The organism is Arcticibacterium sp. SM2516 (genome assembly GCF_057914865.1).
Map to the genome: position 1 here is coordinate 5,256,115 of NZ_CP195290.1, position 12,640 is coordinate 5,268,754.

At 37.3% G+C, this 12,640-nt stretch carries 8 protein-coding genes; 3 read left to right on the top strand and 5 right to left on the bottom strand.

Annotated elements, in window-relative coordinates; genetic code table 11:
* Positions 1-7: 7 nt before the first annotated feature.
* Positions 8-1,015 (bottom strand): TRAP transporter substrate-binding protein, encoded by a 1,008-nt coding sequence (locus ACSBFT_RS21420; protein ID WP_489602370.1) that lies wholly within the window; start codon positions 1,013-1,015, stop codon positions 8-10.
* A 463-nt stretch (positions 1,016-1,478) separates the two neighbouring features.
* Entirely contained in the window at positions 1,479-4,982 is a 3,504-nt protein-coding gene (locus tag ACSBFT_RS21425; protein WP_489602371.1) for a sulfatase-like hydrolase/transferase, read from the bottom strand.
* 694 nt (positions 4,983-5,676) lie between these two features.
* On the opposite strand from ACSBFT_RS21425, the gene ACSBFT_RS21430 reads away from it, so the two are divergent.
* A complete protein-coding gene (locus tag ACSBFT_RS21430) occupies positions 5,677-6,819 on the top strand; it encodes a cation:proton antiporter (protein ID WP_463048231.1) in 1,143 nt (380 codons plus the stop codon).
* Between the two features lie 321 nt (positions 6,820-7,140).
* On the opposite strand, the gene ACSBFT_RS21435 is transcribed toward ACSBFT_RS21430, so the two are convergent.
* Positions 7,141-8,646, bottom strand: a complete 1,506-nt coding sequence (locus ACSBFT_RS21435) for a sulfatase family protein (RefSeq protein WP_489602372.1) — start codon at positions 8,644-8,646, stop codon at positions 7,141-7,143.
* Positions 8,647-8,900: 254 nt separating this feature from the next.
* Here ACSBFT_RS21435 and ACSBFT_RS21440 point away from each other — a divergent pair, with 254 nt between their 5' ends.
* Both ACSBFT_RS21440 and ACSBFT_RS21445 read left to right on the top strand, forming a co-directional pair.
* Positions 8,901-9,248 (top strand): L-rhamnose mutarotase, encoded by a 348-nt coding sequence (locus ACSBFT_RS21440; protein WP_489602373.1) that lies wholly within the window; start codon positions 8,901-8,903, stop codon positions 9,246-9,248.
* 5 nt (positions 9,249-9,253) lie between these two features.
* Positions 9,254-10,087, top strand: a complete 834-nt coding sequence (locus ACSBFT_RS21445; protein WP_489602374.1) for an amidohydrolase family protein — start codon at positions 9,254-9,256, stop codon at positions 10,085-10,087.
* A gap of 21 nt (positions 10,088-10,108) precedes the next feature.
* Here the strand turns inward: ACSBFT_RS21445 and ACSBFT_RS21450 are convergent, their stop codons facing one another.
* Entirely contained in the window at positions 10,109-10,756 is a 648-nt protein-coding gene (locus tag ACSBFT_RS21450) for a YdcF family protein (RefSeq protein WP_463048235.1), read from the bottom strand.
* A gap of 65 nt (positions 10,757-10,821) precedes the next feature.
* The gene (locus ACSBFT_RS21455) at positions 10,822-12,351 is read right to left on the bottom strand and encodes a PhoX family protein (protein WP_489602375.1); all 1,530 of its coding nucleotides are present in this window, start codon (positions 12,349-12,351) and stop codon (positions 10,822-10,824) included.
* Between the last annotated feature and the right edge of the window lie 289 nt (positions 12,352-12,640).

The window sequence follows — 12,640 nt, forward strand, 5'->3', positions numbered from 1 at the left end:
TTGGCTATTATTCTTGAACACCAACAGCTCTGATACGCTCAATCATTGCTTTCTTTTTAGGATCTTGCATCAAAATTTTGGTAAGAGCTTCCGCTTGATCGGAAAACAAGGTTTTATCAGGATAGATAAATTGAACATTAGCTTCTTTAAGCACTTTCATGTTTTCCTCTACGGTTTCTTTCCAGTATTGTTTTTCTTTAACGACACTTTCGTTGGCAGCATCTTGTACCCATTTTTTTTCTGTTTCGCTTAATGTTTTCCAAAAAGTAGAACTCATAACCACTACGTCAGGTATCATGCTATGCTCGTCAAAAGTATAGTATTTGCAGATTTCATAATGGTTTGAAGTCACAAACGATGGGATGTTATTTTCTGCTCCATCAACAACTTTTTGTTGCAGGGCCGTATACAATTCTCCGTAAGCCATTGGCGTGGCAGAACCGCCTAAAGTGTTCACCATATCCACCGACATTTTATCGCTCATCACCCTTATCTTCATGCCTTTCAAATCGCTAGGTGTTTGAATAGCCTTTTCTTTTGCATAAAAACTACGGCTTCCTGCATCATAAAAACATAAGCCTCGAAGTAAGTATTCGCTCCCTGCGGCTAAGAGCTCTTTTCCTATTTCACCTTCTAATACACGGAATAAATGCTCCGAATCTTTGAATAAATATGGGATTCCCAAAACTTCATATTCTGGGGCAAAACTCGACATAGATGCTGCACTCACTTTGGTCATAGCTACGCTACCAATTTGCAGCAATTCAAGTACTTCACGTTCACTTCCCAACTGAGCATCCGGGAATATTTTTAATTGGAGTTTACCCTCCGATTTTTCATTCAACGACTCCTGAAATGCCAGAATTCCTTTATGCACAGGGTGTGTAATAGGTAAGGAATGAGCAAAATAAAGTACTTTTTTGTCTTTTATTTCGGAACAAGAAGTAGCCCCGAGAAGTAAGAAAGTTACTATAAAAGGTAGCAATACAGAGCGGCGAAATTTGGATTTCGTCATAAATTTATTCTTAGGTATCTTTTCAATAGGATGCTAATTTATTCGGAAAGTATGAGCTTTACAAACCTTATAACGAGCTACTTTTAAAAATGGTCAAATAAGTACCTGCTTGTTATTGGCATAATATCAGAAGTGCAAACATTTAGTTCTAATCCTTACAATTTAATTGAAAATTCAAAGAAAAATATCCCTTTACAGTGGTCAATGTGACATTATTTGGTGACACGCGGAGAAAAGTGGCAGGGAACCAGAATTTGCAAGACTGTTTACCTCCTCATACATCACTTACCTTTTTCAATCTCTATGTGATAGGATGAAGACACCTTTCTAAAACGGGCAAAGAAGACATTATTTAAATATTTTGACTTCCAGATTCATCTGAAAAGAATGAGCGTTCGATATCTTGATATCGAACGCTCCTAAAAATTAGATTAATCACTCACTTTTTCGCTAGTCGGATTTTTTAAAATGAGTTTATAACTAATTTTATTTCATGTTTTCCTGGGCTCAAACGGACTGAGCTGAAAGCCGCATTTACTTTTTGGCCGTTGTGCATCAACTCTTTTCCGGGTTCAGGAGCTATCTCAAACTCAGCAACCATATTTGCAGGAATTTCAATTTCAAATACCTGTAAACGTGGGTTTATAAATTCATAGCTCCCTTTGATGGTTCCTTTTATGGTAGGCACTTCAATTTGACTATTTTTCAATTTACTCATTTGTGGTTTAATGCTGGCAATGCCAAAACCCGGAGTTTTAGGTTGAATTCCCCAAAGTCCTCTTGGTATTACATTGGCAGGTACTGCTCCCCAAGCATGATTCCAATCGAGATTATTTTTATACTTCAAATCCCATGCTTCTAAAGTCATCGTAGAGCCTGCTCTAATCATATTATACCAACTTCTGTCACTGGTATCTACCAAAAGTTCTAAGGCATAATCGCTAGCTCCTGCATTATAAAGACCATCCATTAAATATTGAGAGCCATAAACACTGCAGGCCATCCCCCGAGATTTCACATGTTCTACCACAGATTGAAGATGCTCCTCAGGAACCATATTAAAGGCAAGCGGAAGCATATTGGCATGTAAGGCCGCGTGGTCTGTACCTATGCCATCCACGTAGACGCCACGCTTCGAGTCAAACATTTGATCATTCACCGCTTTTTTAGCCTTTAGAGCACGCAATTCAAAGTCGGTTGCCTCTTGGGTTTTGCCCAAAACTTTGGCAAATTCTGACATGATTTTCATGTTTTGATAATAAAAAGCATTCACGACGGTGTTATAATCTTTAAAAACATAGGCATCACGCTCACCTTTGTTGGAAGGGTCACCTCCCCAGCCGGCAGAGGGCCAATCTACAATATCTCTAAAAGTCTCCTTCATGATTTCAGGGAAACCAAGGTTTGCCATTAATTCTGGAGTCATTTTGGTAGAAGTTATCAGGCCATCTTCATTTGTCAGCTCATAAAGTGTTTTGAATTTTAGTTTTTCGTAATACTTCGCTATAAGCTCTGTGTTTCCAGTGTACATATAATCAGCATGAAACATGAGTGCCACGTGCTGTTGCCATTCGGTAGGCCAGGTGGGATGCTCCATAAAATACTCTATGGTTTGCCTGGCAATGGCATATTCACGGTCGGTCGTGTAATGACTTAATTGATTCAAATAAGCATCCGCCTCATAAGGAATTCGTTCTCGGTCACCATCTACGTAAAGCCCATTAAAAGTGGTGGCTTTGATGGTGTATTTACATATATCCCAAACTTGATTTAGGATATCGTTTGAGCTTATAAAAGCACTGGCAGACTCATCCCAATAACTGTGATAAGCTAACTGTGTAAGGTTTTGAGCTCCTAATAGCTCTTGTGTACCTTCTATTTCGGCATACCTAAACGGCATCATAACTGGAAACCCATCTGGAAGTGGTAGAGCTTTACCCGGCAAGGTATTTCTTCGGTCTACTTTTATAGGAAGCTGGTATTCGGTTTGGCCAGGCTTAACCGGAATTTTAATTTCTTGATACCTGATATGGCTTTTAGGAAACGGCGTCCTGTTTATGTTTTCGCCATCCAGTTGTTCCCCAATTCTAAAGGTTAAGACATGTGCCTTTTTTGCCTTATATGTAAAATCAATGGTACCAAAGGCGGCTTTCCCGAAATCTATGAAATAGGTGTTTTCACGTTTTTCGAAAACAGAAGGTTTGATTCTATCAATTTGGAAACTATTAGCCGTTGTGATGGTCTTTCGTGGACTACCCATTTTAAAAGATTGAATCTCTGAATATCTGGAAAGTCGATTGTCTTGATCCCAAATACGTGATTTCCAGTAGTATGTTTTTCCAGGAGTTAAAGGTTGACCTTGGTATTCTATTTCAATAGATCTATTGGAACGCACTTGCTGACTATTCCAAACATCACCAATGTTATTGTTTATGTTTTCTTCAGAAGAAGCCACCAAAACTTGATAGGCAGATTGGGTAACGGCACCATCTGGCACGACCCAACCAAATTCTGGTTTGCTATCTATTATTTCAACATCTTTAGTATCTCTTATCCACTCCACAATCAAATCGCGAGGCCCTTCAGAATATTCATCAGAATATGCTAGAATAAGTTTATTCGTTTTTAGACGAAAGACCTTTAGCTTTTCTTGATACTTAAGATTTTTAGCCAGGTTGTTTATCTCCTTAGGATCGTCTTTGAGATTGTACAGTTCTTCAATGGATTGGTCATTGACATATCTAAAATATTTCCAGTCTTTGGTACGAACACCTTCACTAGGCGGAATGTTTTCAAACTCCCAAATATGTTCTATTAACACCGTATCTCGACCAAAGTCTTTATTTGAGTTTTCTACAATGGACATCAAGCTTTTACCTTGCCAGCCTGTAGGTTGTTTAATACCAGCAAGCTCTAAAATAGTAGGGGGTACATCAATATTTAATGCCATCACGTCACTGTCCTTTTGCTTGACTTGTCTAGGGTCAAAGACGATAAGTGGCACCCGAATAGAGTTATCATAAAGCAGCCACTTTCCGGCTAGTTGTCGCTCACCTAAAAAATAACCATTATCACCCATAAGAATGATAACCGTATTTTGATCTAATCCCTTTTTCTTAAGCTCCGCACGAATTTTGGCTATTTCGAGGTCAATACCTGAAATCATGCGGTAGTAACCCTTTACGCTATGCTGATATTTTTCTGGAGTATCGTAACGCCATGTCCAGCGTAATCTGTTAAAGCCATCACGCACTATTTTTGGTAGAGACTCAAAGAAGCTATCTTCGCCAAGGTCGGGATCGGGCATTTCGATGTCTTGAAGCAATTCATCTGTTTCCTTCTGCCAAAAGTATTGATCCTTTGCGGAGTCATGTGCATGAGGAGCACTGAAGCTTAGCGAAAGACAGAAAGGTTTATCTGCTTCTGATCTGTCAATAAAATCAATGGCTTGCTGTCCTGTATAGCGAGTAAGATGTACGGTGTCTTCTCCAATGGTTTTATAATAATAACCTCTTCTATCAGGAAAGGCATTATTCCGGTCGTAGGATTCGTATTCATCAAACTGGCTTTCTAAATTGTCGTATCTAACACCATATTTCCCATAGAAACCTGTTTTGTAACCATTCTCTTTTAGAACAGTGGGATAAGAATTCATCATATATGATTCTCGAATATTTCCTGTTTGGAAATTGAAATTGTGTTTACGCTCATACATCCCAGTAAGTATACTTGCCCTACTTGCCGCACAAATAGGCGTGGTTACCATAGCATTTTGAAAGTAGGTACCCTCTTCAGCCAATTTGTCCATTTCGGGCGTAGAAATCAGTTTGTTCCCCGCATAGCCTAAAGCATCAAATCGCTGGTCATCAGTCAAGATGAATATAATGTTCGGCTTTTGGGATTGTTGTTTTTGAGCTTGCAAAGGAAACAAGTGAAGGCAAAACAGTGCTAATAGTAGTAGTCTCATTCTTAAAGATTCATTTTTTACTTTAAATTATTCGGTGTTAAAAAAAGAATAATTCAGGTTTTTAACTTCAAACATATGCTTAAAAGTACCAAAAGGTGTCCTGTACTGTGATGTAGGCGTTTAATAAGGAGCGTAAAAAGTTGTCTTTTTCAAAGTGTTTCTGGTAAGTAAAAACAACTTGCTAAATAAATTTAGGGAAGCGTTCTTGTCATTCATTCCCGAAGCATATATTTTGAATGTTAGAATCCGTAATGGGAATAGTACTCGCCTAGAAAGTAGCACTAGAAATTTTGAATATCAGCCTTAAAGATATTGCCGATATCCTTGTTCATAATTCGGGGGTAAATATTGAAGAGCATATTCTGTGCTTGCGTCATATATAAACTGTGTGTACGTTCAGATAGTTTACATGATATAAATTAAAACAATACGAAGATTTTATTTCATTAAAGTAATTAAATCGTAGCCATGTTAATGATCTGACATATTATTTTAAATAAGCATTTAGTATAATCACGAACTTATATCAACATTCGACTTTATAAGAAGCTTTGTTCATAAGGACGATATGCGTTGAATAAAATTTAATAACCCAAAGTAAGAGCGGTAATGTTTCTTAGATATTCAAGAATCTTTTTATCCATATAATTTTTTGTGTATGACTGTAATTATTACGATTTGTATACTGATCTTAATGGCTTATCTCTTTGATATTACTTCAGCCAAAACTCGAATTCCGTCTGTCATCCTACTCCTAGTATTGGGCTTTTTGACCAAACAGGTAGGAGATTTTTTTTCAATAAATATCCCTGATCTTACGCCAGTATTACCCGTTTTAGGTACTGTGGGTTTAATCTTGATTGTTTTAGAAGGTTCTTTAGAGTTAGAGATTAATAAATCCAAACTTCAAGTCATTAGAAAGTCATCGCTTCTCGCTTTAATTCCTTTAATACTTTTAAGTTTTGGTCTTGCCTATGTCTTTCAGTATTTTGGACAGGTTCCTTTCAAGATTGCTTTGGCCAACGCCATACCCTTTGCGGTCATAAGCAGTGCCATTGCTATTCCAAGTGCAGTTAATCTCTTGGCAAAAGACAAGGAATTTATTACTTATGAGAGTAGCTTCTCGGATATATTTGGCGTTATTTTTTTCAATTTCATAACGCTAAATGAATATTTCAATACAGAGTCCATTCTGTTTTTCGTAGTGCAAATTTTGTGTATGCTTTTTGTTTCTTTTATAGCCACTTTAGCTCTTGCTTTATTCTTACATAAAATAAAGCACCACATAAAATTCATTCCTATTATCATCCTATTGACACTTATTTATGCCTTTTCCAAAATCTTTCATTTACCAGCACTCATATTTATCTTGTTATTTGGTTTGTTTATGGGAAACATAGATGAATTAAGGCACTATAAATTCATTCAGCAGTTTCACCCAATCAACTTCAATAAGGAGGTACATAAATTCAAAGAGCTGACTACTGAAATAACATTCTTAATAAGGGCTTTGTTCTTTCTCTTATTTGGATTTCTTATTGAAATAGAAGAAATATTAAATGTAGATACCATTTCTTGGGCGGTCTTGATTACACTTGGCTTATTTGTGTTAAGAATGGTTTTCTTAAAGTTATTCAGATTGCAAATAAGTCCGCTCGTTTATCTGGCTCCTCGGGGTTTAATTACTATCCTTTTGTTTTTAAGTATTCCTGTAAGTCAATCCATTGACTTGGTGAATAACTCCTTGGTGATACAAGTGATTATTTTGACAGCCTTAGTCATGATGGTGGGTTTAATGCGAACGAAACCCAAAGAAGAGCTGGCTAAGGCAGATTAACCCGATTTATACGGGGGAATCGTTATGAGTTTTAAAGTGCAATAAATGAGACAATTAAAGGAAATTAGCATCGCGTTTACCCTGAGCTAATGTCTAAGGGCTATGGTGATTGAGTTTAAATGGATGTTGCCTGTGCTGAGCTTGGCGAAGTATACTGATTTGAAGTAATTTAGCTACGGTCCTGATAAAATCGGGAGATTGCCTAATGCATAAATCGGGTTTAACGATCTTGGCTAATTGCCAAAACGAAAGCCCTCAAGATCTCCTTAAGGGCTTTCGTTAATTTTTGAATTGATATTCAAAAAAATGATAGAACTAAAGCTATTTGCTGCTATTCAAAAAAGGACTTAAATCAAGTTCGTCATTAAGCTCTTTTTGTTTTGCAATTAGGTTTGTTAAGAGTTCTTGTTTCTTATCCTCAAAGGCAGGGTCTTCTGAAAGGTTATTCATCTCCAACGGGTCTGCGGTCATGTCAAATAAGAGCGTTTGCTTGGCTTTGGGATAGACGATCAACTTGTAGCCATCTTTTCTCATCATTCTTTGAAGACCCAGATAGGCTCCATAAACGCCGTTAAGTTTAGACTTTTCTTCAGGATTTTTAACTTTAGATAGTAAACTGTTAAATTCTATAAAAGCTGGTTTCTCTATTTGTGCTAATTCTAGGCTGGTGGCCATGATGTCTTGAAGAAAAACGTCTTGGTCGTTGGTCGTGCCTTTTGGCACGTCTGGTCCAGCGACCAATAAAGGAACCCTCATGCTATGGTCATACATATTTTGTTTTCCTAGTAGACCATGTTTTCCCATAGCTAATCCATGATCTGCTGTAAGGAAAATATAAGTGTTTTCCATCAAACCTTTTTCTTCTAATTCGTTCACTATTTTTCCTATCTGATGGTCAAGATGAGATATTAAGGCATAGTACTCTTTTAAGTGCGTTTTTATGGCAAATTCAGTTCTAGGAAACGGTGCTAAAGCTTCGTCTCTCAGTTTTGGTCCTACACCAATCTCGTCATGTAATGGATAGTCTGCCTGAAAGCTTGCTGGTATTTCTATATCTTCCACGTTATATAAATCTAAGAACTCTTGTGGTGCTTGACGTGGGTCGTGAGGAGCGTTAAAAGCCAAATACATAAAGAAGGGGTTATCTTTGGTAGAAGCTTTGTTAATAAAGGTTTTGGCGTCGTCTTTTAAGACTTCACTCCAGTGTTTTCCGCCTTGCCAATATCCACCTTTGCTGGTATCTGTTGGGCTCCAAGAATTATCGGTAGGACTTAATGGTCTGTTATAACCATTTGGCATCACCTCGGCAAAAGTTTTTTTACCTGTTGCTACTTGCTCTTTAAAAACTTGTCCCATGTTAGCATTTTTGTAGGAATCATCTGGCATGCCTGGTCTAATATGAACGGTGTTCTGGAATATTGATTCGGCAGGAACATCCACGTGCCATTTTCCGGTCATATAGGTGTCATAGCCTGCACTTTCCATGAGCTTTGGCCAAGTCTGTGCTATAGAAGCAGAGTCCTTTTGGTGCCAATTTTCTCTGTTTTTGTTGGCGTTCCAAACAGACATTCCGGATATGATCATAGAACGAGAAGCCGTACATACAGCACCACTCCATGAACCCATATTGTATGCATGTGAAAAAGTGGTTCCACTTTGAAAGAGCTTGTCTAGATTGGGTGTTTTAACTTGTTTGTTTCCGAGCCCATTTACAGCATCGAAAGTCTGGTCATCTGTAAAAATAAAAACTATATTCGGTTTGTCTTTTTCTTTTTTGGAGCATGAGAAACATGCTAACAAACAAAGAATAATCGCTATTTTCTGCATTTCGCTATTAAGGTTAAATATATTTTAAAGTAAATGTTGTCTGAAATTAATATAATATCATAGTAAGTTTTAGCATCCATAATGGACATTGCCAGTTTAGTATTATGTTTTGCTTTCTTTTTAGGATTAATTTCGTTGAATTAGATGAAAATTGCACGGGACTTATTTTTTGAGCATCTTAATTTTGATAAGTGCTTTATGAAATGGCTTAACGCTGGCCTAAAACAATAGTAAACCGATTGAAACAAGTAGAAATGAGTAAAAAATATTGCTTAGCATTGGATTTAAAAGATGATGCGGAATTAATTAAAAAGTATAAATGGCATCATGCACCTGAGAATCAATGGCCAGAAATTAATGCAAATATTAAGGCGGCGGGAGTGTTAAATATGGAAATTTATTTATTCGCCAATCGCATGTTCATGATAATGGAGGTGGATGAAAGTTTTAGTTTTGAAAGAATGAATGAGATAAATCAAAGTCCTAAATCTGTGGAGTGGGAGAACCTGATGTGGGGCTTTCAGCAAAGTATTCCTGGTGCTAAGCCGGGAGAGAAATGGGTTTTAATGGAGCAAGTTTTTAAACTACCTCAAACCATTTAAAAATTATGAAAATAGATGCTCATCAGCACTTCTGGAAATTTGATCCTATAAGAGATTCTTGGATTTCAGAAGATATGTCTGTTATCCAAAAAGATTTTTTACCTCAGGATTTAAAGCCTGTTTTGGCTCAAAACGGAATAGATGCTTGTATTGCGGTACAAGCAAGTCAAAGTGAGTCTGAAACGGCGTTTTTGTTGGATCTGGCACAAAAGAATTCTTTTGTGAAAGGGGTAGTAGGCTGGGTAGATTTGAAATCGGAAGACTTAGAAAGTCAATTGGATAAATATGCTTCAATAGAGCTGATAAAAGGTTTTAGGCATGTGCTACAAGCAGAGCCAGATGATGCCTATATGCTTCATCCAGACTTTAAAAGGGGCATTGGGCTTTTGGGTGATTATAATTATGTTTATGATATTCTCATTTACCCCAAGCACCTTAAAAATGCATTGAAGTTGGTTCAAGATTTTAAAAACCAACCTTTTGTTTTAGATCATATTGCCAAACCATATATCAAAGATGGTCTGATAGACGAATGGGCAAATGATGTGAAAGCACTAGCCCAGATAGAAAATTTGAGTTGCAAAGTGTCTGGTATTATTACAGAGGCAGATTGGGACAAATGGAGCTACGAAGAAATAGTGCCCTATTTAGATATTGTCTTTAATGCCTTTGGAACGGAGCGTTTGATGTTTGGTTCGGATTGGCCGGTTTGTCTTGTTGCAGGAGAATATGGCAAAGTAAAAGGAATTTTAGAAAGATATTTAAGCGATTTTTCAGAGAATGAGATTTCTAACGTGATGGGTGAAACGGCTCAAAGGGTATATAAGATTCACGGATAAATAGATATATCATGGATTTAGCTATTTCGAATAATATGATTTGTTTAGGTTTTTTCCTTGTGTGCCACGAAACCTCTTTCTAAAAGATTCTCTTTCCATAATAGAAACAAAGTCTGGATTATATGCCAAAGTATCTTCTATTTCTGGGTTTATCATGATCGGCTCCAATAGAGACAGACTGTCGTAAACGAACGGAATTATCCCTACGGAAGAATCCACCTTCTTTTTAATAAATTTTTTCAGCATTTTGGATTGAAAAGGGTCCGTGGCGAGTGCTATTTTTTCATAACCTAATAGCTTTGCCTTTTTAAACCCATAATAGATATTTTCTGTGCTATGTTCAGCTTTCGTTTCGGTATAAATGACGTTTTCTGGCAAGCCTATCTCTTTTGCATATAAGGCCATTATTTTTGACTCGTAATAAGGCGTGTAAACGGAACTGCCAGAAAACATGACATTTTTGGCTATGCCTTGATCATATAAGTATTTGCCCCAATATACCCTCCATCTTAAAATTTTGTCCCATTGTTCTCCATTATGCGGTGTTCCTGGTACAATAACCATATCGTAAACCCTATTTTGAGCCGCTTGAAAAAGTTTTTGACTTTTTTTCTGGGTGATGGTACAGCCAGATAAAAGGATGAAGGTAAATAACAGGTATTTAGTCATGTATAATTTGCTATGAAAGAAGTCTCGGTTGAATAATAGGTACGATCGTAAAGTGAATTTGGCTCTTAATTTTCACATTGACCGGTATAGCTAGAAAACGTAGAACCCTGTTCAGTCCTAAATCCCGGCATTAACATAATGTAATCTTTGGCTTGTAAATCAACTTTTACATCGGATTTAATGAGTGAAGAAGATTTTATAAAATCTATACTTTGATATTTACCAGGGACTAATATTCCATTTCCTAATATTAGTTGACTTTCGCATGGGTAAATTCCCCAGTCTTTATTTAGGGCAATTATTATGGCAGCATCCTTTTCAAAAGCTATAGGAACCCCTCTTACATCACGTTGTGAGCTAGAATTATTAGCTCCTAAAGGGTGCTGAATAGACATAAACATAAATTTATTGTCTGGCGAAAAGGTAAGCCCAGTAGGTTCGGAACCAGCTGGAGTTCTCATGAAAATTTTAACGTCGGGGCTGGATTGTGTGTGGTTTAGGCCTATCGTCCAAACATAGTTTTTGCTGCCGTCTTGTAGCACCCACAAATTGCCAATATTATCAAAAGCAAGGTTATCATTTCCTGTACCCCAAGCTTCAGATATGACTCCTTGCTCTGTGCTTAAATTGTAGTATTGACCTGTACCGCCTACAAAAGTTTCAAAATTAGTAACGGTAGTTCCTGTAATGGGGTCAGAATCTTGAAATCTATAAACGGCACTTTCTCCTTTTACGGCCACATAAACCTTCCCGTCTATTGGGCTTATTTCCACATCCTCAATTCCCGCGAAACTTGTGGCTCCTAAATTTGCGGCTTGGGTCATGGTCGAATTCCTTTCGGCTGCTGTGGTGTTGTTTAACAAAAGCCAATTACCTGACCCACTTTTTGATCCCACATAAACATACAGTTTTCCTGAATGCAAGTTTTGTGCAGTATCTGCTACAAATTTAAAGAGATAACCAGGACTACTGTCAGCACCTTGATAGGCTGTTCTTTGGTTGGTGTGAACCACTAAGTTTTCGTGTGCAAAATTTCCTAAAGCCCATATTTTTTGATTTTTGACAATGGTTTTGGACACTGGGTCAATTTCAATAGCCCAGCCGGCATCATTATAACCATTATTGTCATAGTCTATTTGACTGATGATTTCTTCGCAAGTAATAATAGTGTTCCAAGGCGTGACCGTACCAGAACAGTTGGCTATTGTGCCTACAAGAGAGCTAAAGTCAATGGCTTTTTCGTTAACTCTTTTCCAGCGATGTGTATTCGTGTCCAATTTGATATCCATAACAGAAACACCCCCAGGAACATATTCCGAATTGATGGATAAGTACCCATTTTGGCTACTTCCATTAATAGGGACGTAGCCAGTGAAATCAAAATTTGCAGGAAAAGTATTGCCATCAGCCATAGGTTCTCCTTTTTCTGCAATGGCCTGAAAGGAAAATCCCTTCGGAATAAAAAGAGAATCGGATTGGCTTGCGGGTACCAGAGAAGTGAAGTCTGCTATCGATGTGCCACGCCATTGGGCAGAGGCACTAAAAAGACCGCTTAACCATATCATTAGGAAGAAAGGGAAACTTAATACTTTCAAGGTTTTTTGAATTAAAAGTATAATAAACTTACCAAAAAAATAGATTTATGAGTCTTATTTTAACCCGGTTTATGCATTGGAGAATCGTAATGAGTTTTAAAGTGGAATAAATCAGACATTTAAACGAGATTATCATAGCAGTCTGCCCTGAGCTTTTTGTCGAAGGGTTCTGGTGATTGAGTTTAAATGGGTTTACGAACTGATTTGAAGCAATTTAGCTACGGTTCCGATAAAATCGGGAGATTTTCTGATGAATAAAGCGGGTTTAAGGTATTTAGATTAATTTATA

Excerpts from the sequence above, each read along its gene's own strand:
- ACSBFT_RS21425 (WP_489602371.1), bottom strand. The coding sequence starts at position 4,982 with ATGAGACTACTACTATTAGCACTGTTTTGCCTTCACTTGTTTCCTTTG.
- ACSBFT_RS21445 (WP_489602374.1), top strand. The coding sequence starts at position 9,254 with ATGAAAATAGATGCTCATCAGCACTTCTGGAAATTTGATCCTATAAGA.
- ACSBFT_RS21440 (WP_489602373.1), top strand. The coding sequence starts at position 8,901 with ATGAGTAAAAAATATTGCTTAGCATTGGATTTAAAAGATGATGCGGAA.
- ACSBFT_RS21430 (WP_463048231.1), top strand. The coding sequence starts at position 5,677 with ATGGCTTATCTCTTTGATATTACTTCAGCCAAAACTCGAATTCCGTCT.
- ACSBFT_RS21450 (WP_463048235.1), bottom strand. The coding sequence starts at position 10,756 with ATGACTAAATACCTGTTATTTACCTTCATCCTTTTATCTGGCTGTACC.
- ACSBFT_RS21420 (WP_489602370.1), bottom strand. The coding sequence starts at position 1,015 with ATGACGAAATCCAAATTTCGCCGCTCTGTATTGCTACCTTTTATAGTA.
- ACSBFT_RS21435 (WP_489602372.1), bottom strand. The coding sequence starts at position 8,646 with ATGCAGAAAATAGCGATTATTCTTTGTTTGTTAGCATGTTTCTCATGC.